Origin of the sequence: Candidatus Nitrosopumilus sp. (assembly GCF_040878665.1) — an archaeon.
GTDB lineage: Archaea > Thermoproteota > Nitrososphaeria > Nitrososphaerales > Nitrosopumilaceae > Nitrosopumilus.
In genome coordinates, this window is the sequence record NZ_JBBDLU010000007.1 from 165,619 (window position 1) to 190,106 (window position 24,488).

Here is a 24,488-nt window from a genome sequence, read left to right on the forward strand (position 1 = left end):
ATTAAATTAAAAACTCTGCAGCATTCTTACCTTCTTCAGTGATTTTTATCCATCTATTCCTACCAATTTTTTCAATCTCAATAAACTTCCACTGTTCCAAAGGCTGTATGATATTTTTATCCAAACTTGCAAATCTTGCCATGGAGTGATTTTTCTCTTTGGCATTAATTGTGATTAGTTGTTTTTCCTCACATAATTTAGCAATCTCTTTTTTTGTCAGTCTACCTTTATTTTCTTTAATTATTTTTAGCGCATCAATTAATTTTTGATCAGGAATTTTAATTGAATATGGCGGAACATTTTGAATCTCTTTTATCCCAGTGGACAGAGGAGTCTTTCCTTCAAATCCAGGATAATTATTAGCTTCAACATAAAATGGATGAATATTTGAATCATCATTAAACATCATACATGCCATCATTGTGCCAATTGCCTGGATTTTACTGCCAGATGCCAAATTTACATAAATGTCATTTCCCTGTTCTTTTTCTATAATATTTTTAATTGCACGAATAATTTTAAATAAATCTCGTCTGTCATGATATTCCTCTTTAATCTCAATGTTGAGTTTTGCTAGTTGATTTTTTATTTTACTTACAAATGGCCCAGCTTTGTCTTCATTCTTATTTTCATGCAGTAAAAGCCAAACCTTGTCTGCTCTTTCTTGTTTTGCTGGAAGTACAACTCTGTCAATCTCATAGCCAATTGGGGCAATATGGACACGTAATTTTGCAATTCTTGTCATGGTATGTATAGTATGCATACTATTGACATACCATATAATAATTCTGATCACGCAAATAATTCATGAAACCAGTTACACTATTGCACCAAAGCCATCAAGTGGGTGAAAAGCCCACAGCCAATTTTTTTCCAAGAATCATTCGAGAATTTGAGGATAAGGATGAACCAATGTGTTATGGTGAAAAACATTGAAAGCACTAGAACTAGGAGAATGTAAAGTGCCATTTGGTCTAGTAATTCAAGATAAACCCAATCATGACAATTACATTTTATTGAGTTTTGAGAATATTGGAGAATCATACACTGATCTAAAAAAACAATTCAAGGAAAAGTCATGATAAACGCAAACAGATTGTTTCTAGTTCCAGCACCTAGTGCTATTCTAGTGTTAATTCCAATAGTCGGAGTATTTGTTTGGTTGTTAATTATCATACATTGGTATGAAAAAAACCATCTAGAAATTCACAGATTTTTTCAAGGTAAAAACTATGAACAACATGAGATATCTAAAGATTCCAGGAAAGAGTTAAAATGAATGTCTCAAATCCAACTTGCCCAAAATGCAATAGTGCAAACACTTGTGAGATTATTTATGGATATCCTGCAGATGAAGAAGAATATCTAAAACTAGTTGCAGAAAAGAGAGTTTATCCTGGAGGATATTGTATTGATGATGACTCACCTGCTTGGTATTGTAATGATTGTGAAAGTAAATGGGGAGAATTAAATTTAGATAAAATAGATTCTTTTGATTTTGATCAAGGATTCAATATAGAAGAGGTGTATGATTAATGCAATATATGGAAAATCAGTGGAGTAGACTACAGATCATCAAAGGGATAAAGAAAATGATTCCAGAGATTACTTTTATAAAAAAATCTGAAAATTTTGACTGTACTAAAGGTGGAATTTGGACATCAGGAGATAATGCCTGGATATACAAAGGATTACCACCATTTGATCATAGTGTAGAGTTTGGAGAATGCATAATGGATGGAGTTAAGGTAAAAACAATGTATGCCAATGGGATTCACAAAGATATCTACATCTGGCTTGCACAAAGAGGGTGGTACCCAAAATGGTATGATCCTGGAACATTATTTTTTTGGAAATACAACATAACAGGATTTGGAATATAATTATGTCAATTATTGTAAAAAATAGTACAGGAATAGATTCTCACAAAAAGAGCCTAAATGAGGCATTTGTCAATTCATTTGGAGGTTATCCAATTGGATATGGTCTTGGAATAGTGATTTTGCCTTTGTCCATGGGTTGGATCAAGCAAGACCCGCTAGTTGCAAATTTGGCAATTACTTTGGTTTATGCAACAGTATCTTTTGCCAGGAGTTATTTTCTAAGAAGAATATTTGAAAAATACGGAGTAGATGATAATTTTATCAAATTAGGATTAAATGGATTTAAAAAATTAAGAGTATTTTTAAGAAAATATTGAATAATCAACATAATAAAGAAAAATATTGATTAAAATCAATAGAGAAACAGATATCACTGTACTATCTGCATCAGTTACAGATTTTGCAGATTCTCTAGGATATTGTGAATATAAAATTCCATTATCTATTCAAGATATAAAACCAAAACCATCTCAGTCCCTTATCTTAGGGACCAAAGCTCACACTGCAGAAGAAAAATACGAACAAGAGCATGTAGAGTTGGAACCAGTATTAATGGAAGAGATTAAAGATGAAGAAAAAAACATCGAGTTTGCAAGAGAAAATATTCATTCTACATTGATGGTTCCACTTGAATTTCCAGCAGAAAATGTTCTAGTTTCTCTTTCAGGCAGAATTGATAAAATTCTAAGAGTTGATGGAACACTAATAGTTCAAGATGACAAATTTACAGGCAAGCCTGAGATTTATGATCAAAAAACACAGCCGTATCCCAGTCAACTATTACAAGTATTGACATATCTGAATTCAAGTTATTCTGCAACTAGAAGTAAAAATCCAGAAGATTGGTTTGATATGCCACATACTCAAAAAAAGTGGCAGATACGAATTTGCAATAGAAAAACTAGAGAGCCTTACAAAATATTTTCAGATTATCAGGATGCATTTGCACTACATTATTTGCATACATCTTTGGAAAAATTTGCAACCATATCACTTGGAATTATACATCCAGAACATCACAATAGTAAATCAAAGTGTAATGCGTGTAATTTGAAAACTATGTGCAATTATAGAATTTAAAAAATATAATACAAATTCTATTTTTCAAAATTAAGTTCAAATGTTTTCAAAGCATTAACATATTTTTCATGCCAAACGTGACAATCATTACATAAGCCTAGTTTATGATATACTCCTTTTTCATCTTTTCCTAATTCTTTGAGATGATGTTGTGTTAGTTCGGTTCTTTTTTTACAAATAGGACACTGACCCAAAGTACCACCCATGTGGCAAAATACGATTACATACTAGATATGGTTTTCTAAATTATACATGGATGACTTTGGAATATAATTTTTCAAATATCAATTAGTAGGAATTCTTTAATATTTTTATACATTATATTGAACATGGGAAAAAGCAAAGGCGGTGGCTACCCTAGCAAAAATCCAGGTAAGCCATCTGGCGGCGGAAGAGATAACGACTAATAATACATTGTTGAAAAACATTGTGTTATTTTCATTTTTTACTAGTGTTCTGAATTAAAGTTATCCAATAGTCATCATGAAACTATTGAACATGTTGCAAAGGACACCTTTTATTTATGAAGTTACGATGTGATTCATGACAGATATCACCTTTCATGGTGGAGTCCAAGATATAGGAGGTAACAAATTCCTAGTAAACGACAGGGGAACAAAAATTTTCATGGATTTTGGCATGTCTTTTTCTCAAGAAGGGCAATTTTTCTCACAATTCCTAGGACCAAGAACATCAAATAGTCTGATTGACATGTTTGAACTTGGAATTTTGCCTAAAATCAAGGGACTGTACAGACGAGATTATGCAAGACATATGGAGTTTGGGGGAGATGAAGAGACTGAAATTGATGCAGTGTTATTGACTCATGCGCATGTGGACCATTGTGCATATATTCCATATTTACGGGAAGATATTCCAATTTACTGCTCTGAAGAATCAAAACTAATTATGCAAAACTTTGATGAGACTAGTTCTGACCAATATCTCACACTAAAAGAAAGATTTCAAGTATATACAAACACAAAAGGTGAGATTAGCAGAGCTACTGGTGACAAGGTAACAATTCCACGAAAGATCAAAGTCTTTGAGAGCGGAAAAGCATTTTCAATTGATTCAATTAATGTAAATCCATTACCAGTAGACCATTCTATTCCAGGTGTACATGCATTTATTTTGCATACTTCAGAGGGTTCTGTTGCAAATACTGCAGATTTACGATTTCATGGAAGACGAGCAAATGATACGGAACAATTTGTAGAGACATGTAATGAATCTGATCTTGATTTACTATTATGTGAAGGAACCAGAATTGATAAAACACATTCTATCACAGAGTATGATGTTGAAACCAAAGTTGCAGAGATTATTAAAAATACAAAGAATCTAGTGATTTGTGGATACCCAATTCGGGATTTGGATAGATTGTTGTCATTTTACAATGCTGCCAAAAACACTGGAAGATATTTGGTAGTTGATCTAAAGCAGGCATATTTACTAAAACTATTTGATGAATCATCTGTTCTAAGAGGGAAATATCCAGGACCAAGAGATCCAAATTTGAAAATATACATTCCACGTGGTTCATGGGGGTTACTTGATAAAGATTTAACGAAATTCTCAAAGCGTCAATTAATAATGGATTATGCAGGATGGCAACAAGAATTTTTAGATTATCCAAATGTTGTAGATTACAGAGATGTACTAAAAAATCAAAAAGATTTTGTGTTTTATTGCAGCGATTTTAAACTCCAGGAGCTAATTGATGTAAAACCAAAAGAAAATTCATCATATATTCGCTCATTAACAGAACCATTTGATATGGAGATGGAATTAAAAGAAGAGTTGATAAAAAATTGGTTTATGCACTTTGGAGTATTATCAAAAGAGCAAGACTGGCATCAAATTCATGTATCTGGTCATGGTGATGGCACTCAGATTAAAAAAGTAATTGACGGGTCAAACGCCAAAAAATTGATTCCAATTCACACTCAGCATGAAGAGTATCATAGAAAATGGCATGGAAATGTTCAATCAATAGAGCAACATGGATTAGTAAAACTGTAAATACAATTTTGTATTAACAAATACACTAAGAATTAGAAACAATAATTTGAATAACATTGGAAAATTATAAGCTAAGAAATTTTTATTGAGTAAGACTACAATTATCATCATTTAATATTCAAAGAAATAATTGTGTGGTCAGTTTTGCCAGAAAATTGGAAACTTATGAGAAGCCAAAATTCAAAGATTAAATCAGGAGAATCTAAATTTTCTGCAAACAACACACAAACAATACAGACAATAAAAATTATTTAGTATAATTTCCTTTTCCAGGAATTATATTTCTTACACCGCCAGTAGGATCCAAGACGTCTCCTTTTCTTCTAGGAATGACATGTATATGGCAATGCATTACTGTCTGCCCTGAATCCTCACCAGAGTTAAACCCCACATTAAAGCCAGTGATAGTCCTGTCTTTTTCAAGTAATTTCTCTTTTACTTTATCCAATAAATCAAAGCAGTGGTTCTTTTCTGAAGGTATTAAATCAAAAAAAGTTTCAGCGTGTCTTTTTGGAACAATCAGAGTGTGAAGTGCAGTTACAGGAAATTTGTCAAAAAATGCAGTTGCCAGTTCATTTTCAAGTAGTGTCTTTTGTTCTTTGCAGAATATACAGCCAGACTTTCTAATCTTGAATCTTCCCTCCCAATCTGAAAAATCAGTATTGTCACGATCTCTTTTTTGAGAATTGCACTTGTAGCATAATACCTGCAAGTTTGAGATTTCAGTCTTGCCGCCCTTGTTTCTTGGAATAATATGATCAACATCTAGTGCTCGCTCTTCTCTTGATATTCCACATGCCATGCATCTCCCCCTTGCTTTTGCAAAAACATCATACTGCAAGCTTCCAGATATTGGAATTCTATCCGTAGCCCGATGTTGCCATATCTTTGTTCCTCGTTTTATCTGAAATTCGGCTAATTTGTCAAGGCATAGTTTGATCAGATTTTTTTTCTGTTCTGGAGAAACAGAATCAAGTAAAAGATAGAATTTGTCATCTTTGTAATCTACAATCTTGTGTCTTCGCAAGACCTTTCCTGGCATATTTTTTGTAATTATTTTGTAATAATCTATCTGAGATTGATCATCGCCTAAAAACACCCTGGCAATATCCTCAACTGTCGCCTGATTGCCAGATTCCAAAAGTGTCTTTATCATTAGTGGTTGATAGACATGTTGCATGTTCATTTTATGTTCTAAAAAATCATAGAGATCTTTGTAATTCACATAAATTCTAGTAATGCAAAGCTTATGAGATTATCGATTATCAAAATTGTTTGTACATCTAACAAACGTGTCAGAATCCAAACCAGTCCAAATAATTTCCAATCATTTCTCATTTACAAAAAGCATCAGATACTTTTCATACTCCAAATCAAAGGTTACATCGCAAAAATCATAAATTTTGTTTTGTAGTTTCTACAAAAGTTATATGATTTACCACTGGGATTGTCGGTGTTTTTTCACTTGTTTATAAAGATCAAAAAGTGGACCGCTTGTCACTCCTAATGAATCCGCTTCATCAAAATTGGCTTTTGGCTTTACAACATTTTCATTCCACCATTCTTTATCAATTAACTCACCTACAATTTCTGGATCCACAACTAGTGAATACTCTGATTTGTATCCTTTGTGACCCTTTGAGCCTGTTTTTGATACTAAAAGTCCAGAGTTCTCAAGATCATTTAGCAACTCTGAGAATCGCCTATAGCCTACGGGTTCAGCATCCAAATATTTTGGGTAACTATCAAAGATAGACTTTGTAGTATGCCATTCATCATCAAGGCCATACGTCTTTACAGCCAAAACAAGAGTAATTACTTTGCTATGATATGATAGGCTAGATATCACCTCACCTAGTCGGTCTTTTTGTAATTGTTTTGATGCAGATTTGATATGCTCTACTGAAATTTCTTTATTTTCTTTTGCTGCAATTTCAGCAGATACTCGTAGCAAGTCAACTGCACGTCTTGCATCCCCATGTTCCAAATAGCTAAATCTCGCACATTCTTTTAAAACTTTATCATCTATTTTTTTACCAAATGCTTCCTCAGATCTTTGTTGTAATATCTTTAGGGTTTCTTCTTGTGTGTATGGTTTGAAAAATATCTCTGAATTTCCAATTCTTGATCTTACTCTATCATCAAGATCATAATCAGATAAAATATTATTTGATATTGTAAATATCATCGCAAGACAGCATTTCTCTTTTAGTTCAGCCACCATTTCTACTAGTTTGTAAACAAAGTCAGAAGGATTGCCTCGTTTGTCGTAAAATATCACATCAAACTCATCAAGGGCAAGTACGAATAGTTTTTTGTTTTTTGACTTCATGGTATTCAAAATTGTTTCCCGGATTTTTTCCAATCCAAGATTCATGCCCTGAGCACTTGTAAGACTAGGCTGATCTAGTTGATTTAAGATAAGATTAATTGTACCAAACACGGTTTTGGCTTTTCTAAGATTTGTAAAACACAGTTTGACTTCAGGAATATAATCGCAAACATATTTCAAAAGGGTGGACTTGCCAGTGCCACTTCGGCCATAAATTGAAACCAGTGGAACCACTTGCTGTTGTTTATAGTCTAAAATGTAGCCAACTATTTTCCCAACTTCATTGACTCTGCTTATGATTTTGGATGGCGGATTAGAGGTATCAAAAGCAGATTTGTTTGCAAATATCTTTTTTTCATTTTCCACTTTATTGATAATATGATTTAATTGAGTATCAGCCATATATATTTCACTGGAAACACATATATAAATATATTTTATGCCTAAAACATTAAATTTTAAGGGTAAAAACGACCTTAATATACAAAAGTTAACATTTTAGAGTTAGTTAATTTATTCCACATTAACGATACCAGTCATCCAAGGATGAACCAGACAGAAATAATCAAAAGACCCTGCATCATTAAATGTAAATTCGTAAACAGCCCCAGACATGAATAAACCAGAGTCAAAGACGTCAGTTAATCCAGCTTTAACAGTTCCACTAGTTACAGTATGAGCTGCTGAATCATCATTACTCCAAGAAACAGTTGCACCTGTTGCCACAGTAATTTCATATGGCAAGTAGCATTCATTGGCTTTTTCACATCCAGGAACTGCAGCCCCTGGAGGTATTGAGATTATAGCAGTCATTGGAAATGATTCTGGTGTTGGTTCAGGTGTTGGTTCAGGTGTTGGTTCAGGTGTTGGTTCAGGTGTTGGTTCAGGTGTTGGTTCAGCAACAATACATTCGCCTTCATAATCTAATGTAATTCCAGATGATTCCAAAGTACACATGTTTCCATAAGTTTTTCCATCAACTCCACATACTGGTCTGTAGTCTTTTGTACATGGTTTCATTTTAGGTTCAGAGTTTTCCATAACACATTCGCCTGAATAATCTAATTGTACATTTGCAGCATTTAACATGCAAGAATTCCCATAAGTTACACCATCCACACCACACATAGGATCCCACTGTAAGGTACATACAACGGGTTTCTCTTCAACAATTCTTGGCTCAATTATGTCATTAGGATCCATTGCAATGAATCCAATTGTAACTGCAGCCAAAATCCCAACAATAATTATTACTCCATACGCAAAATTCATCTCATCCACCCGTTAACTTTGCAAACTGTTCATTCTTACTTAACTTTTCCATAAATTCAATGTTAGATAATGCAACAACTGCAGATTCTACAACTGGGAGTTCTGGATCGTTTAATGCTTGTTCCAGAGCCTTTTTTGCATCTTTAGAACCTACAACTCCCAAAGCAATTGCTGCCTCATGCCTTACAAACATGCTAGGATCATGCAATGTTGCATCAACTAATGGCGGAATTGCACTTGAATAAGACATCTGACCTAATGCAAATGCGGCCTCATGCCTTACCAATTCATTTTCATCATTTTTTAAAACTTTGGCAATGTATGAAACTTTATCTTCGCCTCCAAAATCAACCAAAATACAAGCAACTCTTGTTCTTACTACATAATCTGGGTGATCTAAAAGAGAGACAAAGTATGCAGTGTCTTTTTGCTCGTATTTTGATTCCATCTCTGCAAAAAGTGCCAATCTGTCTTCAGTTACAACCTGCATTTTGTTTTGGAGGCCCCTGTGGCCTATATTAGGTTACTTGAGAATTAATTTGAAATTAGTAGAGTTATGTATTTAATGGAAAAAAAACAACGATGTGCAATGAGTGCAATAATTGGCGAAAAGGCACCAAACTTTGGAGTTTCAGAATGGGTTCAAGGGGCTCCAACTAATTTTGATCAAGAAAAGGATCACATTGTACTATTGGAGGTCTTTCAAGTTAATTGTCCAGGATGTTTTATGCATGCAATTCCAGAAGCAATAAACATCTACAACAAATACAAAAATGAAGGAGTCAGAGTGTTAGGACTAGCTACGGCTTTTGAGGATTTTGATAAAAACACACTGGCCAATTTGAAAATGCTTGCAGAAACAGGGGAGGTAGTAGGAGATACAAAAGAAGCGCTTGGAAATTATGGCCAACTACAAGAAGGAAACAAATTATCATACAAAATTCCATTTCCATTAGCAATGGACAATCTTACAAAGAGTGCAGGTGAAATTAACCAGGAAAAAATTATGCAGTTTATCTATCCGCAGATTCCAGAGTTTGACTCACAGCCAGAGGAATACAAGAATCAAATTATTGAAAGAGTGAAAAGTTATATGAAATCAAAAGAATTTTCAGCAGAAACATTTGAGAAATTTGCCTTACAGGGAACGCCATCAATGATAGTAGTAGATAGGAAAGGAATTCTCAGAGACGTGTCATTTGGTCAAACAGGTCATGCTGAGGCATTAATTCAAAAATTACTCAAAGAAGACTAGATCAAAACAATCAACACAGACAGTACCGCAACTATTACAAATCCACTTACAAGAGCAATCTTTGCATTATCCATTATTAGTGAAATTTTGGCATCATTTATTTTCTTTTTTTCTTAAAAACAATCACAGATGCAATGATGCCAATAATTAAAAGTGCAATTATCACATAGATTAATTCAGAATCATAATCAACTGAAGGAGTTAGATCAGGTGAAGAGATGTCAGAGGATGATATTTCTGTCAAGCCAGAGAGATAAGTTGTGCCAAAAATTTCCAATGTGTTATCACCAGAGCCTGTAAAATTTAATGTCACAAATGAAATTTGTTCATTAGTGTTGATCTTTGGAAAATGCTCTTTATCGTTTAGGTAGAATGTCAAATTTCCCCCCAAAAGATTTTGAGGCAGGATTATCTCACCTAGATTGTTTTTCAGTCCGCTAGAAATGTAAAGGGTCAATTTTTTCTCATCTTTATCAAACTCAAATTTATGTATGTCAAAGTTAGAAACAGTTTCAACTTCAAATGTATGTCCACCAGTTTGAACATCTAATCTATTCACCAACCCAGTTGCATCAGATAATAATTGACCATACACTGGAGAAATTACAAAAAGTAGTGAAATAGAAATCAGAAATATTGTTTTCAATTTATGCAGTTCTAGGAATTCTTTTCATTAATTCTTTATCCTGAGCAATTCGCGGATGAATTGGATCAGCTAAGATAACTTCAAACCAATAGTGTTTTCCATCTTTATAGACAAAATAAGAACCTAAAAGTTTCATGTTTGGGTATCTTTGAACAGCTCTTCTATCTGCAACTGTTTTCATATTATCATCTGCTTTGATTCTTGTAACACCAAGATGTTTTGGTCTTCTACCACCAGTTGGTCTTTGTTTTCGCATACCACCAGTACCAACCCTCATTCTAACAACAATGATGCCTTGTTTTGCTTTGTAGCCTAGTCTTCTAGCTCGTTGTAATCTACTGGGCTTGTCAATACGAGTAACTGCTGCTTGCTTACGCCATCCAATTACTCGCTCACGTATTTCAGGAGAATTTTCTTTCCAAAGTCTGATCCACGTCTGATCTTGATAACTAGGCATATCGAGGTTAGAAAAATCCCCTTTAATAACTGAAATGTTCTGATTATTTTGATTCTACAAAAATTATATCTACCAAATCACCATTACTACGTTTTGTAATGGTGTCTCTAGAAGCATTATGATAATTTTGAAGATGAGCTTTTCGCGTCTTTATTCCATAGTTTCTACATAATCTGCAAAAATATGTGACTTGTCGCTCTGCACGGGGCTTTGCCTGATACCCAACAGTATCAAGAATTGGCTTTTGCATCATGTATAAGAAACGTAAAAAATAATATTTTAATGTTGTCATAAATATGACAATATGTAAAGAATCATCTAAGGCAGTAAAAAGTGTAGGCATCTAAAACGAATTCAACGCTTAGATTTATGAAAATTTCCTTGAGTGGGGTTCACAATCCACACACTCAAAGATTTTGCTTCCGCAGAAAACTCGATGAATTACATGCCTCAAAGTTATTAAAAAAGATTCCTCAGTATTGATTTGAGATTTTTATTGAACAAGATAAGATCAAAGGAAAGATGAAATCAAAGATTCTAACATTACCAGTAATTTTAGTAATTAGCATCACACTACTGGTACCACAAATTCATGCAGAATCTTCAGTATCCATAATAATGGAACAAACAACATACACCTATTGTGAAAAGTTATTCTACATAATTGAAGTTTCAGAAATTACAGGAGAGCCGGCAATTATTCACATAAGAGACGAAACAGGCAAAGGAAGTAGCGCAGTACCAATACAGATAACATCATTACAAAATCCAATTCCATCACTAATTGCATTTCAAGCAGAAACATTTCCACTAGGAAAATATTTCATAGATGTTGAATATTCCGGAGTAAGTGATACTGCAGAATTTGAATTAATTGAATCTGATTCAATTTGCATACCGGAATTAATCAAACCGGTAATGGTAAATTGGATTACAGGAAAAATTTCTGATGGATTTCTAATTGATGCATTTCAGAGATATGTTGATAGTCAATTAATTTATGTGCCATTTGAAATTGATGAAGGTAATGTGTATGATATAGACATACCAGAATGGATAAAGAATATAGGATATTGGTGGATAGAAGGAGTCATATCAGATGATGATTTTTCTAAAGCAATGAATTATCTATTAGCTGAAAATATCATAGGATTTCCAACATCATTGGAAAATGAAATATGAATAAACATTCAGTCATTACAATTATTGCAATAATAGTGATTGTCATTCCATTTGCATATTCTGGATTGAATATTTTAGGAATACAGCAATTAGAGTACAGATGGAACAATCCAGGAGATTTTTCTTTTTTTACAATGTCTAATCACGGTGAAATAGAATTTTGTAATACAATTCCATTTTGGACAAGTTTTCAGAAATTAGATATCACTGTATTTTATAATGAAGAGAATCTTGGCTCATTCGTAGTAAATCCAGTTACAATAAATCCACTTTCTTCAACAGTTCAGAAAGGTATATTTTCATCAGAAGAAATTTTGACTGCACAACATATTTTCATGACGCTGGATTTTGAGTTTGATGGGGGAGATATCAGATTAGATCCTAACAAACTCATAACAGTCATACGAATAGACACACCAATTATAGGAATAATTCCATATTCGTCTACAACTCAGATATCAGGATTTGATTTAGATAGAATAATGAATTCTGAAGATTTGACTTGTGATTAGCTACTCTTGCTTGCTTTAGACATTATTCCCAAAATTAATCCAACAGTTCCAGCAATGATAAAAGCTGCAACAAATCCAAAAATCATTTCTTTGCCCATTCCTTTGACAGAAGAATCAGATTTTGGTATTGGTATTGATTCAACAATACATTCTCCATCCTGAAGAATAGTTCCAGGACCACATCGCTCATCTAACACACATTCTCCATCCTGAAGAATAGTTCCAGGACCACATTGAGTTAGTACTTTTTGATCAGTATCTGTTATGTCAGATTCACTAGTGTCTACTACAACATCATCTTCAATACCAGTTGTTGTGTCATCTTCAGTACCGGTTGTGTCATCTTCAGTACCAGTTGTGTCATCTTCAGTACCAGTTGTGTCATCTTCAGTACCAGTTGTGTCATCTTCAGTGTCAGAAACTACAGATGCACCAAATACAGAACCAATAATTTCTAATTCTTCAGTACCAGCAGGTAATTCAATACTTAGAGTTCTACTTTGAGCAGAGGTGTTAGTTTCTGAAAAAGGTGGTTCTTCAAAATCAGCAAAAATAAAAAAAGGGTCATCTAACCCATCAAATGTGGAATCAAAGAAAGAACGATCAAAAGTAATATCCAAAACACCAGGAGAAGCAATCACATCAACTGTCAAAAACAAGGTAGCAGATTCAATATCAGCTTGAATACTAGATACAGTCATTCCAGTAGCAGTATAATCAACATCAAATGAAGTTCCTGCAACATCTACAGGAATTGTTTCAGCATAAACTAGAGCAAATGAGATCATAGTAAACAAGATCAATCCAATTGAAATTTTCAGCATGGAATTTACACTAGGTAATTTAGTAAGTTTTTCAGAGTACAATTCCTTTACAGATAAGTTATTCATTACGATATGATAACCTCAGAATGGACGTTAAAAATGAAGAGATGATAATAAATCACGTAAAAGTCAAGCTTTTTTACTTATTTTAAAGTTGATGTGTAATTAGTACTAGATAACGCCACGTAGAATCTGAATAATCTTCTCAGCAATCACATTTGCAGCTAATGATTGAGCCTCTTTTGTTTGGGCACCAATGTGAGGTGTAAGAATGACATTGTCTAGTTTTGCTAGATTGTGCCCGATAGCAGGTTCTTTTTCAAACACGTCCAAAGCAGCGCCACCCAAAGTACCATTCTTTAGTGCATTGTAAAGAGCATCTTCATCAATAACTCCACCTCTAGAAGTGTTGATAATTTTTGCAGTTTTTTTCATGGTAGACATTTTTTCAGCATCCAAAAGATGATAGGTAGAATCTAAAAGTGGAACGTGAATTGAAACATAATCAGAGCTTTGTAAAAGAGTATTTAGATCAGCTTTCATCAAACCAACCTCTTTTGCAAATTCCTCATCGATTGGAATCACATCATAACCAATAATATTCATGTTAAGTGCACGAGCAAGTCGGCCTAATCTTTTTCCAATATTTCCTAAACCAACAATTCCCAGATATTTGCCACGAAGTTCTGTACCCATTAGTTCTTTTTTGAGCCACTGTTCATTTCTTATTGCTCTATCAGCTCTTGCAGTTTGTCTTGCAAGAGACAACATTAAACCTAAAACTAATTCTGCAACAGCATTCATTGCTCCTTCAACAGCATTAATTACACGAATATTTTTTATCTTGGCTGCTTCTTGATCTACATTATCTAATCCAACTCCAACACGAGCAATTATTTTGCAGTTGGTAGCTTTGTCGATCATTTCTTTTGTGATTGTAGTTCTACTTCTAACAATAATGATATTGAATGTGGAAATTTTCTCTAGGATTTGTTCTGGAGTAATTTCAGGTTCATATGAAACCTTGAGACCGTTATCTATCAAAATTTTATTCAGTATTGGATCAACGGCATCACAAATTAGTACAGAATCATCAAAACCCATAGCAAAAGAAAGCGAACAACTGAATATAATTCATTAAGAAAATAAAAAGAAAAAAAGATGTTAAAAGATCAAGAAGTAAGGATTTCTGCAACTACAGGAATTACTTCCCATAATGCGACATAATCGCCACTTGCTTGCATTTCAGAAGCTACTTCATCAGTGTACAAACCGTGAATGTTTAGTGCAGGATGAGCAATACTGTTTGCTCCCATTGGTGGAACAGCATCACTTGGATTGCCTAAAGCATATGCATAAGATGCTACTGGTGCTGGGATAACTCCTTTCTCAACTAGAACTGGGTTCAAGCCGAATGGGTCACCTGCTACAAAGACTGTAGCTGCGCCAGTGTAAATTGCTGCATAATCATGGTTTACTGCTGCGTATGCACCTGGTTCATCAAATACCAAGTCAACAATCATTCCTTGTGAGCCACCGACTAACCATGTTTCAGTTGCTGCGGATTGTACTCTGTTACCTTGTGTAACTCTATCCAAGATTTCTCCTACAATGTGGAAGAAGACTGGTTCGTTACCGTGGTTTTCAACAAAGAGTCTCACATGTTGATCATTTTCAACAAACAAGAGTTGTGATTGGTATTGCTTGTGTTCAATTCCATTCCATGGTTGTGCAACAAAGATGTTCTTCTTTACATCGCCATTGACGAGTAAGTTGTGAGCCATGTTTGGTACATAACCAAATTGCATTCCATTGACAACTGTTGCAGTGTTGTGATGCATGAACATTGCTCCTGCATCATAATTGCCTTCAGGTGTAAGGTACAATTGGTTGTATTGGAGTTGGAACTCTAATGCATCTGCATCATAGAACTTTCTGTCTAATTCACCGCTACCGCTGGTTTTCTCTACCATTAGTTTCTTGTATCCATTAGCTGGATCAACGATTGCAATTCCGTACATGCCGGAAAGAACGTGTTGGTCCATGCCAATTAGTTTGACACCAGAACAATGGTATTTGAAAATACCAGCTGCTTCTGCGATGTAACAATACTGACTTGTTTCGCCAGGATTGACAGACTCAAAAGCGCTTGCAGAGATTTGAGATGCGTGCATGTCGTTACCGTGTCCAGTAACTTCATCGTCTGGAATTGTAAGTGTCATTTTTACAACATCACCTTGTGTAACTCTTAGTGTTGGTCCTGGGACTTGTCCACTAAAGGTCATGGCGTTGTAAGTTTTTCCTCCCATGATTGGAAGTTCAACACTCTCACCAGTCAAGTTAAACTCAACTACTGTACGTCCAGAGCTTTCTAATGCACCACAATCAGTTTCTGCGAATGCTTGAGGCATTACAAGTTGTAAACCGCCCATTTGATGGATTTGTTCCATGACATCGATATCCATTTTGGAGATGTCAAGTGATTGTCCACCGATTTGGGTTTGTGTGTATGTGCTTCCGAATAAGGTTGCCCCCATTACAGCTACTGCTGCAATTGTAAAGAGCATGCTAATACGCTTATTCATAATGCACGGTGACCTATGAATCCTATATAATAATTGTCATTAACCCAAGTTGTGACAGTATGAAAATATCTGAAAAAGAATGAATAATGGGTAGTAATCGATAAAATCAGTATGAAATTTAGACTTGATCAAGATTCACTGGGGCAAGTCAAGATCCCATATGACGCATATTATGGAGCATTCACAGGTAGAGCAATCAAACAATATCACGTCACAGGTAACAAAAGCCATGAAAATTTGATCAAGGCATTTGTAATGATAAAACGATCTGCAGCAGTTGCAAATGTAAAGACAAAAGCAATTGATGCAAAACTGGGAAATGCAATTATTTCAGCATGTGATAAAATACTAGCTGGGAAATACGTAGATCAGTTTGTAGTAGACATGATAAATTCTGGAGCAGGTACTGCGTTTAATATGAATTCTAATGAAGTCATTGCAAATGTTGCATTAGAGATTTTACATAAAAAGAAAGGACAGCATGAATTCTTACATCCAAATGATCATGTAAACATGTCACAGTCAAGTAACGATACTTATCCAACTGCAATGCATGTTGCAATTTTGATGAACCTAAAAGAAACAATTCCTGCAATCGATATTTTAATAAAATCACTGTCAAAAAAAGCAAAACAATTTTCAGCATTTAAAAAAATTGGTAGAACGCATCTAATGGATGCATTACCAGTTACATTAGGTAGTGAATTTGCAGCATATGCAACATCAATAACTAAAGCAAGGAATGAAATTGTCGCATCACAAAAAGAGTTACAAAATGTAGCACTTGGTGGAACTGCAGTAGGTTCCGGTGCAAACACACCAAAAGGTTATAGGAAAATTGCAATATCAGAACTTTCAAGAATTTCAAAACTTGCATTAAGACCGGAGAAAGATATGCAGCACGGTTTGCAGAGTAAATTTGCAGTTGCAAATGCATCAAGTGCGTTACGAAATTTAGCGTTAGAGATTGGAAAACTTGCCAATGACATCAGATTAATGGCATCAGGTCCAATTGCAGGATTAGCTGAGCTTGGAATTCCTGCAGTGCATGCAGGTTCATCAATTATGCCAGGAAAAGTAAATCCGTCTTTGGCTGAATGCATGAATATGATCTGCTTTAACGTAATAGGAAATGATACTTCTGTATCATATGCAGTACAAAGCGGACAGTTTGAGCTAAACGTAATGTTGCCTGGAATGCTAAAGTGTATGCTAGAATCTACGGATATGTTTAAAAATTTCTTGCCAATATTTTCTGCAAATCTAATTGATGGACTCACTGCAAACAAAGAAAAATTACGTGCAAATATTGAGAACAGTCCTGTTATTGTGACATTACTCACACCAAAAATTGGATATCTAAAATCTGCAGAACTTTTCAAAGAATCCTTGAAAACAGGGAAAACCATCAGAGAACTTGTTGTTTCAAAGAAGCTGATGAGCAACAAAGAGATCGATTCTCTATTCGGATAGACATGGCAAAGATTTTCGTAGAGGCGTACGGATGTTCTGCAAGTTTTGCAGATTCAGAAATGATTTCAGGTTTGATTCTAAATGGAGGACATTCATTAACAGATAATTCTGCGGAATCTGATCTAAATATCATAGTTACTTGTTCAGTCAAAGATTCAACTGCAAACAAGATGATGTATCGAATTAATTCATTAAAATCAAAACCACTCATTGTAGCAGGATGTCTCCCAAAAGCAGAAAAAGAAACAGTTGAAAAAATCTCAGAAAATGCCAGTTTGTTAGGACCTAACTCACTAGGTAAAACACTTCAAGTAATTAATTCAACTCTAGGAGGAAGAAAGCAAATTGCATTAGAAGATACAGATTTATCAAAAGTTGGACTTCCAAAGGTCAGACTAAATCCGGCAGTAGGAATTGTAGAAATTGCAAGTGGATGTATGAGTGAATGTACATTTTGTCAAACGAAACTATCCAAAGGAGATCTTTCAAGTTATAGATTAGGAGACATTGTAAGACAAGTTAAAACCGAGATTAACGAAGGTTGTAAGGAAGTATGGTTAACATCTACAGATAATGGGTGTTATGGATTAGATATTGGTACCGATTTACCATCACTAGTAAATGCAGTTACAGAAATTCCAGATGAGTTTATGGTTAGAATAGGCATGATGAATCCAATGTACATGCCAAGAATCAAAGAAGATTTGATTGAATCTTTTGACAATGATAAAGTTTTCAAATTTCTACATATTCCAGTACAAAGTGGAAGTGATAAAGTACTACACGATATGAAAAGAGGCCATACATCGGCTACTTTTAGAGAAATAGTAAAGAAAGTAAAAGAAAGGTTTGTAGACTTTACAGTTTCAACTGACATAATTGTTGGTTTTCCTTCAGAAACCGAAGAAGAATTCCAAAAAACAATATCATTGCTAGAGGAAACAAAACCAGATGTTGTTAATCTGTCAAAGTTTAGTGCAAGACCAGGAACAGATGCGGCGGAGATGGAACAAATTGATGCTGCAGAAGTTAAACGAAGAAGTAAGATAATTTTTGAACAGATCAGTAAACTATCCATGGAAAGCAACCAAAAATGGATCGGCTGGAAAGGCAAAGTATTGTTTGATGAAAACACAGATGAAGGCATCAAGGGTAGAAACTTTGCCTACAAGCCCATAGCAGTTCATGACAAAGTGGAATTAGGTCAATCATACATAGTTGAAATTATCGATGCGACAGTAAAGAGACTAATTGGTAAGATCGCAAGCTAATTTTTTTCGATCTAAAATTTGATTAAAAAAACGTAAGAAGGTTTTTTATCTAAATCAGAAAATAAGATCAGAAATGAGTTTTCAAGTTAAAGAACCAGTACTAGTAATAGGTTTGGGCGGTGTAGGCTCAAAACTAGCAATAAATGCAAAGGAGTCTCTTAATTCAGATTGTCTATTAATTAGCAATAATACAAAAGACTTTTCATCAGAGAACCCATCTGTTCATGTATCAACAGATTCAGTAATCAATCCATCTGTTCAATTAATCAGAGGTTCAACTTACAATGTGGCCGATGAAATAAAATCAAAGATTTCAGGCTATTCTACAGTTATCTTAATGAGTAATTTGGCTGGCAAAGCAGGCTCAGCAATAGGCCCAGTAGTATCAAAAATGTGTAAAGATGAAGGCATTGGTGTAGTTTCCTTTGCAATTATGCCATTCAAATACGAAAAAGACAGAATTTTCAATTCAGGTATTTCATTAAAAAGAATAAGAGAAAACTCTGCATGCACCATAGTATTAGATAATGATTCACTACTTGAAAGCAATCCAGAACTTAGTCCTAAAACATGTTATGACATTGCAAATGCTGCCATAATGCATGTTGTAGAATCACTTGGAACATCAGAAATATCAAATGAAACAAACATTCTCACAACTAGTAAAAATGGACAAAATATCGAAGAGTCACTTAGAGATTCACTAAAAATGCTATATGGCAATGCCCCACCAAATTCAGTCAAGCGTTCAATGTTGTACGTTGTAGGGGGCAATAATATTCCAGTAGGAGTATTAAACTCAATCACAAATCTAACTAGTGGAATTCTAAACGAAAGTAATTCACAAATTGACATGACATCAAATGCAGACGAATCCAAAGTTGTGATGTTATCATCAATTCAAGGAATGACAAAATTCGATAGTTATGATCCATTGGGAGTAATTCCACAAGAGAATACTTTTGATTGGTCTACACCAGAATGTAGCATCGATTGTAAATTAGATCTATATCAACTGGAATAGACAAAAATTAAAATTTAATATTTTAAAAAACTATTATTTTTTCTTTGGTGCTTTTTTAGCAGACGTTTCTTTTTTAACCGGTTTTTCTTTAGTTGGCGCTACTTTAGCTGGGGTTTCTTTTTTAACCGGTTTTTCTTTAGTTGGCGCTACTTTAGCTGGGGTTTCTTTAGATGGTGCTTCTTCTTTAGCTGGGGTTTCTTCTTTAGCTGGGGTTTCTTTAGATGGTGCTTCTTCTTTAGCTGGGGTTTCTTCTTTAGCTGGGGTTTTTACTTTGTCAGTAATTTTTTTAGTTTCTTTTTCAGGAATTACTTTAGATTCTGCATCTGCATCATATCTAGAAACAAGAACATAACCATCATCAGTTTTAGTCATTCTAACTCTAACTTTTCTTGGAGGACTTCTAACACCTCTTGACCAAATTTCATGAGCTAGTTCTTCTTCAATTTTAATAGTCTCAATTTTCATGTGATGACGAGCAAATTCTTTAACCATATTGATGGCTCTGACTGCTCTGTGTTGTGATTGAGAAATCAAAGCTTTACCTAGATTAATTGTATAAACACGTTCTAATTCTTGAGACATCTATCCTACCTCCACATCAGTTGATCTCCAAGCTCTACGCTTTGGATTGGTTCTGACATTTCTTTTTGTCCTTAGAATTATCCATGCAGGTACTGCTGAAGTCTGTCTAGTTTTTTTTAACAGACGGATTTTCCTTGGAGAGGACTTACGTGCAGCCATAGATTTTCAGGCACGAAGAGCTCTTTTTAAATGAATCTCAGGATTTTAGGTAATTTTGAATCTGTTTTAGTATCCTAGCAGATGCTCCCCACACAACTTGATTTTGATATTCAAACGTATACATTTCTTGAATAATGTTATGAGTTGGATCTGGATCTTTTTTTTCAGTTTTTAAAAATGATTTCAAAGGAATATGAAAAATTTTTTCAACTTCAGCATTAGCTGAAAGTTTTGGGATTTTATCAATTACTGAGACGAAAGGTAAAATCAAAAAACCAGAATTCAGCGTTATTACAGGTTCTAGTTGACCAATCACTTGTGATTTAGAAATTGACAGTCCTATCTCTTCACTAGTTTCACGTAATGCAGTTTCCAAAAGATCTGAATCATTTGAATCCAATTTTCCACCGGGAAATGAAATTTCTCCTGCATGAAATTTCATGTGTTTGGGCTTTTCAGTCATTATAACAATTGGTTCATTTCCATAAATCACAACAAGTACTGATGCAAAACTGTACTGATTCTTAGTTTCAATTACAGGATTAATCGGAGTAGAAAGGCGAGATTTTAAATCATCTAATATCATTGTGGTTCTTTCCTACTATTCCATATGGGTTTTAGTATTCAAAGGTTTTAACCGAGGAGAAAAGAAATGGAAATATGACAATTAGATACGAAGCTAATCCTCCTAAAGTTTTACCCGATATAGATACAAATGAGTCAATCAGAAAATTTGTAGAAAAGATAAAGATCATCTCAAAAAGATGTGATGCGATTCATCTAACTGAAAACGTATTAGGATATCAGAGAGTTTCACCTATCAAAGTAGGAGAAATCATCAGAAAAGATATTCCTGACTTACCAATAACTGTAAGTCTTAGAGTCAGAGACAAAAGTGAGAGTGAGATTTCAGATTTTGTTGACAGATGTATTTCAGTTGGTTTTTCAGGGATTTTGATTTTGATGGGAGATCCATCTCAAACAGGTGGAAAAGATTCTGGTCAGATTCCCAGTTTGACAGTAAAAAAACTAAGAGAGCAAGGAATAGATACAAAAATTGATTTGTATTTGTCCATTTCAAACAAACCTGATTTCTCTAAGATTGGGGGGAAAATAGATGCCAAGCCCAAAGGATTCATGACACAGGTAATTCAAAACATAGAACAAGTTCAAAATTTACATAACAACCTCAAAGAATTTTCAATAATTCCAATTCTTTTGTATCCATCACCTAAAAATGAAAAATCTGCAAAATTTTTGAATTTAGATTTAGATTCATACAGTCAAAAATTTGAAGAGTTGGTAAACAAAACACATGAAATAACAGGAGACGTGTTAATTACATCTCCTAGTGATTTTAATGGATTAAACGAGTTTTTAGGAAAAACGTATTCTAAAGTTTAGATGAACTAGTTTAGATAAAATCATAACACGAAATATTTTGCATCTGGATGATGTACTACTATAGCTGCAGTTGATTGTTCAGGAATAATTTGACCTGATTCAGTCAATGTCATTCCAGATTTTTCAGGCTGTAATAATTTCCAAACGAGATGATGTTGAGAAACATCAGGACAGCTAGGAAAGCCCCAACTGTATCTTAATCCGCCTTTTTGCAAAGTTAGTTCAGATTTTATTTTTCGGTTTATCCATTCTGCCAATGCTTCAGCTACTTCTACGGCCAACCCATGAAGATAGTAGGCATCAGTATACTTGTCTTCTTTGTTCCACTGTTCAATAATATCAGATACCTTATTGCCAACAGTTACTGATTGGAATGCCACGATATCATCTTGGCCAAAATAATCAGTAAGGCAAAGATGATCAGGTTTTGTAGAACGTGGAAATTCTAGTTCTACATCATCTCCATCAGGATTTTCTACAAGCAATTTCCGACCATTATTATGACATTTGAAATATCCATACACGATTTCAGGTTCAAAGAGTTTATCTCTAATGATTCTAATTTTCCATTCAGTTAATAATTGCTCATGTTCATCTTCAGATTCAGCACCAGATTTTCCCCGTAATCCCCAAGATAATTTGAATAAAGATTTTTTATCAATCATGGTCCAAACTTCAGCCATGTTAATTTGATCTAATTTTAATCGAATCGGTTCACCAACAATTTTAGGAGTTGGAGGTGAAACAGGTTTTATCTCACTTTTTGGAAGAGAGTCTTGATCTACTATCGCAGTAGATCTTTCTTTCCAGTTTTCTAACTTTTCTTTCCAATCAGCTAAGAGTTTTGGTTTTCCGTCTGAAATCAAAACATCCATAGTTTTTAGACCTTCAAACATAGTATTACAATAAAATACCCCAGATTCGTAAATTCCATCTTCCTTGGCTATTCTGTTGATGTAATTACTGTTAATTGCAGCGCCGCCACAAAGAATTGGAATAGTCATGTTATTTTTTCTTGCATGTTCTACAAAGAATTTCATTTGTTTTGAGGTGGATACTAGTAATGCAGACAATCCTATTGCATCAGGTTTGGTTTCATTAATTTTTTCAAGGAATTTTTGTAATGGAACTTGTTTTCCTAAATCATGAACCGTATATCCGTTATTTTGAAAAATTGTCTTTACAAGATTCTTGCCAATGTCATGTACATCACCGTAAACTGTACCTAAAACAAGTACTCCTTTGCTTGTACCTTCTTCTTTGACTAAATATTTCTCCAACTCTCCAACGGCAGCCTTCATACATTCAGCAGATTTTAAAACAAATGGAAGAATTAGTTCGCCTGCACCAAATTTGTCACCAACTTCTTTCATGGCAGGTAGTAAATCTTCATTAAGAGTTTTAATGGCACCATCATGTGTGGTTTCTTTTGGCAAATCAAGAGATAAAATGCCTTCAGAATTTTTGATGTTGCCACTATTACCAAGTTTCTCTGCTATTGCAGATACAACATCATTTTGAATTCCATCTTTGAGCCGATTTACAATTCTAAAGTTTGCACGTTTTCCTGCAGGCCATGAAGGATCTACATCGACTTGCTTTGATGTAGCACTGTTTTGAGGTCCTGTATTCTCAAAATAAGTAATCAAGTCAGACAAAGCATTCGGATGAGTGTTAAAGATCAGATCTTCTGCAAGTTTTTTCTCTTTCTTATCAATTTCACCGTAAGGAATAATCTCTTTTGCGTTAACTATTGCAGTGTCAAGTCCTATCTTGACAGCATGATACAAAAATACAGAATTTAGAATTTTTCTAGCATAGGGTGCAAGACCAAAGCTGATGTTACTAAGACCCAAAGTTGTAAAACAGTTTGGAAATTTTTCTTTAACTAGTTTAATTCCTTCAAGAGTATTTTTTCCAGCATCAAGAAATTCATCTTCACCTGTTGCCAAAGTAAATGTAAGAACATCAAAAATGAATTGCTCAATTTTTATGCCATATTTTTTTCCTGTTTCATAAAGTAATGTAGCAGTATCAACTTTTTGCTTGGGTGTTTTGGCCATTCCTTCTGGCCCAATACACAAAGCAATTGCAGGCAAACCATACTTTGCCATTATAGGAGCTAATTTTTCAAATCTACTTCCATCTCCTTCAAGATTAATGGAATTAATTATTGGTCTACCAGGTATCTGTATAACTGATGCTTCAATAACTTCAGGATCTGTAGAGTCAATTACTAGAGGAGCATCAATTTCTAAGCTTAATCGTTTAACTAAATTTAACATAAACTCACGTTCATCTGCTCGTTCAGTAGTCGCAACACAAACATCAAGACAGTGTGCTCCATCTTCAACTTGTATTCTACCTAAATCTACTAAACCATCGTAATCATCTTCAAGAACTAACTTCTTTGCTTTACGAGAACCTTGAGTGTTGATTCTCTCTCCAATTATTAGGGGCGGTGGAATTTGTTTTAGATCAACTGCTTTGAGTGCTGAACTTACTCTTGGAACTGTCAATGT

30 protein-coding genes are annotated in these 24,488 nt (G+C 34.3%); 14 read left to right on the forward strand and 16 right to left on the reverse strand.

Annotated elements, in window-relative coordinates:
- Window position 1: 1 nt before the first annotated feature.
- Window positions 2-763 (reverse strand): DUF6293 family protein, encoded by a 762-nt coding sequence (locus WDZ98_RS07330; RefSeq protein ID WP_368059734.1) that lies wholly within the window; start codon window positions 761-763, stop codon window positions 2-4.
- A 169-nt stretch (window positions 764-932) separates the two neighbouring features.
- Here WDZ98_RS07330 and WDZ98_RS07335 point away from each other — a divergent pair, with 169 nt between their 5' ends.
- Genes WDZ98_RS07335 through WDZ98_RS07360 form a run of 6 tightly spaced genes read left to right on the forward strand, consistent with a single transcriptional unit; the run spans window position 933 to window position 2,963 of the window.
- Window positions 933-1,082 (forward strand): hypothetical protein, encoded by a 150-nt coding sequence (locus WDZ98_RS07335; RefSeq protein WP_368059732.1) that lies wholly within the window; start codon window positions 933-935, stop codon window positions 1,080-1,082.
- Entirely contained in the window at window positions 1,079-1,279 is a 201-nt protein-coding gene (locus tag WDZ98_RS07340) for a hypothetical protein (RefSeq protein ID WP_368059730.1), read from the forward strand. Before WDZ98_RS07335 ends, WDZ98_RS07340 begins: the two co-directional genes overlap by 4 nt.
- Window positions 1,276-1,536, forward strand: a complete 261-nt coding sequence (locus WDZ98_RS07345) for a hypothetical protein (RefSeq protein WP_368059728.1) — start codon at window positions 1,276-1,278, stop codon at window positions 1,534-1,536. The genes WDZ98_RS07340 and WDZ98_RS07345 overlap by 4 nt, the downstream gene beginning before the upstream one ends.
- Complete coding sequence (locus WDZ98_RS07350; RefSeq protein WP_368059726.1) at window positions 1,536-1,883, forward strand: hypothetical protein; 348 nt, start codon at window positions 1,536-1,538, stop codon at window positions 1,881-1,883. The genes WDZ98_RS07345 and WDZ98_RS07350 overlap by 1 nt, the downstream gene beginning before the upstream one ends.
- A 2-nt stretch (window positions 1,884-1,885) precedes the next feature.
- Window positions 1,886-2,200 (forward strand): hypothetical protein, encoded by a 315-nt coding sequence (locus WDZ98_RS07355; protein ID WP_368059724.1) that lies wholly within the window; start codon window positions 1,886-1,888, stop codon window positions 2,198-2,200.
- Window positions 2,201-2,225: 25 nt separating this feature from the next.
- On the forward strand, window positions 2,226-2,963 hold the full coding sequence (locus tag WDZ98_RS07360) for a PD-(D/E)XK nuclease family protein (protein WP_368059722.1): 738 nt from the start codon (window positions 2,226-2,228) through the stop codon (window positions 2,961-2,963).
- Between the two features lie 17 nt (window positions 2,964-2,980).
- Here the strand turns inward: WDZ98_RS07360 and WDZ98_RS07365 are convergent, their stop codons facing one another.
- The gene (locus WDZ98_RS07365; RefSeq protein ID WP_368059720.1) at window positions 2,981-3,157 is read right to left on the reverse strand and encodes a hypothetical protein; all 177 of its coding nucleotides are present in this window, start codon (window positions 3,155-3,157) and stop codon (window positions 2,981-2,983) included.
- A gap of 349 nt (window positions 3,158-3,506) precedes the next feature.
- Between WDZ98_RS07365 and WDZ98_RS07370 the strand changes: the two genes are divergently transcribed.
- Window positions 3,507-4,988: an MBL fold metallo-hydrolase gene (locus WDZ98_RS07370; protein WP_368059718.1), complete on the forward strand. Its 1,482-nt coding sequence runs from the start codon at window positions 3,507-3,509 to the stop codon at window positions 4,986-4,988.
- A 247-nt stretch (window positions 4,989-5,235) separates the two neighbouring features.
- Here the strand turns inward: WDZ98_RS07370 and WDZ98_RS07375 are convergent, their stop codons facing one another.
- From WDZ98_RS07375 to WDZ98_RS07390, 4 genes are all read right to left on the reverse strand, one after another.
- A complete protein-coding gene (locus WDZ98_RS07375) occupies window positions 5,236-6,213 on the reverse strand; it encodes an HIT domain-containing protein (protein ID WP_368059716.1) in 978 nt (325 codons plus the stop codon).
- Window positions 6,214-6,423: 210 nt separating this feature from the next.
- Complete coding sequence (locus tag WDZ98_RS07380) at window positions 6,424-7,722, reverse strand: Cdc6/Cdc18 family protein (protein ID WP_368059714.1); 1,299 nt, start codon at window positions 7,720-7,722, stop codon at window positions 6,424-6,426.
- A gap of 111 nt (window positions 7,723-7,833) precedes the next feature.
- Window positions 7,834-8,592 (reverse strand): Kazal-type serine protease inhibitor domain-containing protein, encoded by a 759-nt coding sequence (locus WDZ98_RS07385; RefSeq protein ID WP_368059712.1) that lies wholly within the window; start codon window positions 8,590-8,592, stop codon window positions 7,834-7,836.
- A gap of 1 nt (window position 8,593) precedes the next feature.
- Window positions 8,594-9,082 (reverse strand): HEAT repeat domain-containing protein, encoded by a 489-nt coding sequence (locus WDZ98_RS07390; RefSeq protein WP_368059710.1) that lies wholly within the window; start codon window positions 9,080-9,082, stop codon window positions 8,594-8,596.
- Between the two features lie 99 nt (window positions 9,083-9,181).
- Here WDZ98_RS07390 and WDZ98_RS07395 point away from each other — a divergent pair, with 99 nt between their 5' ends.
- Window positions 9,182-9,847, forward strand: coding sequence for a peroxiredoxin family protein (locus WDZ98_RS07395; RefSeq protein WP_368060140.1), 666 nt, complete (start codon window positions 9,182-9,184; stop codon window positions 9,845-9,847).
- 97 nt (window positions 9,848-9,944) lie between these two features.
- Here WDZ98_RS07395 and WDZ98_RS07400 read toward each other — a convergent pair whose 3' ends face one another.
- From WDZ98_RS07400 to WDZ98_RS07410, 3 genes are read right to left on the reverse strand one after another with little or no spacing between them, the layout of a single operon-like run.
- Window positions 9,945-10,493 carry a hypothetical protein gene (locus tag WDZ98_RS07400; RefSeq protein ID WP_368059708.1) on the reverse strand — a complete coding sequence of 183 codons (549 nt, stop codon included), beginning with the start codon at window positions 10,491-10,493 and terminating at the stop codon, window positions 9,945-9,947.
- A gap of 1 nt (window position 10,494) precedes the next feature.
- Window positions 10,495-10,950: a 50S ribosomal protein L15e gene (locus WDZ98_RS07405; protein ID WP_368059706.1), complete on the reverse strand. Its 456-nt coding sequence runs from the start codon at window positions 10,948-10,950 to the stop codon at window positions 10,495-10,497.
- 43 nt (window positions 10,951-10,993) lie between these two features.
- Window positions 10,994-11,203, reverse strand: a complete 210-nt coding sequence (locus tag WDZ98_RS07410) for a hypothetical protein (protein WP_368059704.1) — start codon at window positions 11,201-11,203, stop codon at window positions 10,994-10,996.
- Window positions 11,204-11,472: 269 nt separating this feature from the next.
- Here WDZ98_RS07410 and WDZ98_RS07415 point away from each other — a divergent pair, with 269 nt between their 5' ends.
- Window positions 11,473-12,132 carry a hypothetical protein gene (locus WDZ98_RS07415; protein ID WP_368059702.1) on the forward strand — a complete coding sequence of 220 codons (660 nt, stop codon included), beginning with the start codon at window positions 11,473-11,475 and terminating at the stop codon, window positions 12,130-12,132.
- A complete protein-coding gene (locus WDZ98_RS07420; RefSeq protein WP_368059700.1) occupies window positions 12,129-12,644 on the forward strand; it encodes a thr operon leader peptide in 516 nt (171 codons plus the stop codon). Before WDZ98_RS07415 ends, WDZ98_RS07420 begins: the two co-directional genes overlap by 4 nt.
- Here the strand turns inward: WDZ98_RS07420 and WDZ98_RS07425 are convergent.
- The 3 genes from WDZ98_RS07425 to WDZ98_RS07435 form a co-directional block, all read right to left on the reverse strand.
- Window positions 12,641-13,534, reverse strand: a complete 894-nt coding sequence (locus WDZ98_RS07425; RefSeq protein ID WP_368059698.1) for a hypothetical protein — start codon at window positions 13,532-13,534, stop codon at window positions 12,641-12,643. The genes WDZ98_RS07420 and WDZ98_RS07425 overlap by 4 nt on opposite strands.
- A 105-nt stretch (window positions 13,535-13,639) precedes the next feature.
- Window positions 13,640-14,572, reverse strand: a complete 933-nt coding sequence (locus WDZ98_RS07430; protein WP_368059696.1) for a D-2-hydroxyacid dehydrogenase — start codon at window positions 14,570-14,572, stop codon at window positions 13,640-13,642.
- Window positions 14,573-14,640: 68 nt separating this feature from the next.
- Window positions 14,641-16,035 (reverse strand): multicopper oxidase domain-containing protein, encoded by a 1,395-nt coding sequence (locus tag WDZ98_RS07435; protein WP_368060138.1) that lies wholly within the window; start codon window positions 16,033-16,035, stop codon window positions 14,641-14,643.
- A 129-nt stretch (window positions 16,036-16,164) separates the two neighbouring features.
- Between WDZ98_RS07435 and WDZ98_RS07440 the strand changes: the two genes are divergently transcribed.
- From WDZ98_RS07440 to WDZ98_RS07450, 3 genes are all read left to right on the forward strand, one after another.
- Window positions 16,165-17,526, forward strand: a complete 1,362-nt coding sequence (locus WDZ98_RS07440; RefSeq protein ID WP_368059694.1) for an aspartate ammonia-lyase — start codon at window positions 16,165-16,167, stop codon at window positions 17,524-17,526.
- Between the two features lie 2 nt (window positions 17,527-17,528).
- Window positions 17,529-18,797: a tRNA (N(6)-L-threonylcarbamoyladenosine(37)-C(2))-methylthiotransferase gene (locus WDZ98_RS07445; RefSeq protein WP_368059692.1), complete on the forward strand. Its 1,269-nt coding sequence runs from the start codon at window positions 17,529-17,531 to the stop codon at window positions 18,795-18,797.
- A 73-nt stretch (window positions 18,798-18,870) separates the two neighbouring features.
- Window positions 18,871-19,821 (forward strand): cell division protein FtsZ, encoded by a 951-nt coding sequence (locus WDZ98_RS07450; protein WP_368059690.1) that lies wholly within the window; start codon window positions 18,871-18,873, stop codon window positions 19,819-19,821.
- A gap of 33 nt (window positions 19,822-19,854) precedes the next feature.
- Here WDZ98_RS07450 and WDZ98_RS07455 read toward each other — a convergent pair whose 3' ends face one another.
- From WDZ98_RS07455 to WDZ98_RS07465, 3 genes are read right to left on the reverse strand one after another with little or no spacing between them, the layout of a single operon-like run.
- Complete coding sequence (locus tag WDZ98_RS07455; RefSeq protein WP_368059688.1) at window positions 19,855-20,403, reverse strand: 50S ribosomal protein L31e; 549 nt, start codon at window positions 20,401-20,403, stop codon at window positions 19,855-19,857.
- Entirely contained in the window at window positions 20,404-20,562 is a 159-nt protein-coding gene (locus WDZ98_RS07460; RefSeq protein WP_368059686.1) for a 50S ribosomal protein L39, read from the reverse strand.
- A 37-nt stretch (window positions 20,563-20,599) separates the two neighbouring features.
- Window positions 20,600-21,148, reverse strand: a complete 549-nt coding sequence (locus tag WDZ98_RS07465) for a CoA pyrophosphatase (protein ID WP_368059684.1) — start codon at window positions 21,146-21,148, stop codon at window positions 20,600-20,602.
- Between the two features lie 74 nt (window positions 21,149-21,222).
- Between WDZ98_RS07465 and WDZ98_RS07470 the strand changes: the two genes are divergently transcribed.
- Window positions 21,223-21,966, forward strand: a complete 744-nt coding sequence (locus tag WDZ98_RS07470) for a 5,10-methenyltetrahydrofolate synthetase (protein WP_368059682.1) — start codon at window positions 21,223-21,225, stop codon at window positions 21,964-21,966.
- Between the two features lie 20 nt (window positions 21,967-21,986).
- On the opposite strand, the gene WDZ98_RS07475 is transcribed toward WDZ98_RS07470, so the two are convergent.
- Window positions 21,987-24,485 (reverse strand): dihydropteroate synthase, encoded by a 2,499-nt coding sequence (locus WDZ98_RS07475; protein WP_368059680.1) that lies wholly within the window; start codon window positions 24,483-24,485, stop codon window positions 21,987-21,989.
- Window positions 24,486-24,488: the final 3 nt, after the last annotated feature.

Coding starts and splice junctions, on each gene's coding strand:
- WDZ98_RS07430 (WP_368059696.1), bottom strand. CDS start 14,572: ATGGGTTTTGATGATTCTGTACTAATTTGTGATGCCGTTGATCCAATA.
- WDZ98_RS07445 (WP_368059692.1), top strand. CDS start 17,529: ATGGCAAAGATTTTCGTAGAGGCGTACGGATGTTCTGCAAGTTTTGCA.
- WDZ98_RS07420 (WP_368059700.1), top strand. CDS start 12,129: ATGAATAAACATTCAGTCATTACAATTATTGCAATAATAGTGATTGTC.
- WDZ98_RS07440 (WP_368059694.1), top strand. CDS start 16,165: ATGAAATTTAGACTTGATCAAGATTCACTGGGGCAAGTCAAGATCCCA.
- WDZ98_RS07435 (WP_368060138.1), bottom strand. CDS start 16,035: ATGCTCTTTACAATTGCAGCAGTAGCTGTAATGGGGGCAACCTTATTC.
- WDZ98_RS07450 (WP_368059690.1), top strand. CDS start 18,871: ATGAGTTTTCAAGTTAAAGAACCAGTACTAGTAATAGGTTTGGGCGGT.
- WDZ98_RS07470 (WP_368059682.1), top strand. CDS start 21,223: ATGACAATTAGATACGAAGCTAATCCTCCTAAAGTTTTACCCGATATA.
- WDZ98_RS07395 (WP_368060140.1), top strand. CDS start 9,182: ATGAGTGCAATAATTGGCGAAAAGGCACCAAACTTTGGAGTTTCAGAA.
- WDZ98_RS07405 (WP_368059706.1), bottom strand. CDS start 10,950: ATGCCTAGTTATCAAGATCAGACGTGGATCAGACTTTGGAAAGAAAAT.
- WDZ98_RS07330 (WP_368059734.1), bottom strand. CDS start 763: ATGCATACTATACATACCATGACAAGAATTGCAAAATTACGTGTCCAT.
- WDZ98_RS07340 (WP_368059730.1), top strand. CDS start 1,079: ATGATAAACGCAAACAGATTGTTTCTAGTTCCAGCACCTAGTGCTATT.
- WDZ98_RS07425 (WP_368059698.1), bottom strand. CDS start 13,534: ATGAATAACTTATCTGTAAAGGAATTGTACTCTGAAAAACTTACTAAA.
- WDZ98_RS07465 (WP_368059684.1), bottom strand. CDS start 21,148: ATGATATTAGATGATTTAAAATCTCGCCTTTCTACTCCGATTAATCCT.
- WDZ98_RS07350 (WP_368059726.1), top strand. CDS start 1,536: ATGCAATATATGGAAAATCAGTGGAGTAGACTACAGATCATCAAAGGG.
- WDZ98_RS07345 (WP_368059728.1), top strand. CDS start 1,276: ATGAATGTCTCAAATCCAACTTGCCCAAAATGCAATAGTGCAAACACT.
- WDZ98_RS07460 (WP_368059686.1), bottom strand. CDS start 20,562: ATGGCTGCACGTAAGTCCTCTCCAAGGAAAATCCGTCTGTTAAAAAAA.
- WDZ98_RS07390 (WP_368059710.1), bottom strand. CDS start 9,082: ATGCAGGTTGTAACTGAAGACAGATTGGCACTTTTTGCAGAGATGGAA.
- WDZ98_RS07455 (WP_368059688.1), bottom strand. CDS start 20,403: ATGTCTCAAGAATTAGAACGTGTTTATACAATTAATCTAGGTAAAGCT.
- WDZ98_RS07410 (WP_368059704.1), bottom strand. CDS start 11,203: ATGATGCAAAAGCCAATTCTTGATACTGTTGGGTATCAGGCAAAGCCC.
- WDZ98_RS07355 (WP_368059724.1), top strand. CDS start 1,886: ATGTCAATTATTGTAAAAAATAGTACAGGAATAGATTCTCACAAAAAG.
- WDZ98_RS07370 (WP_368059718.1), top strand. CDS start 3,507: ATGACAGATATCACCTTTCATGGTGGAGTCCAAGATATAGGAGGTAAC.
- WDZ98_RS07385 (WP_368059712.1), bottom strand. CDS start 8,592: ATGAATTTTGCGTATGGAGTAATAATTATTGTTGGGATTTTGGCTGCA.
- WDZ98_RS07380 (WP_368059714.1), bottom strand. CDS start 7,722: ATGGCTGATACTCAATTAAATCATATTATCAATAAAGTGGAAAATGAA.
- WDZ98_RS07415 (WP_368059702.1), top strand. CDS start 11,473: ATGAAATCAAAGATTCTAACATTACCAGTAATTTTAGTAATTAGCATC.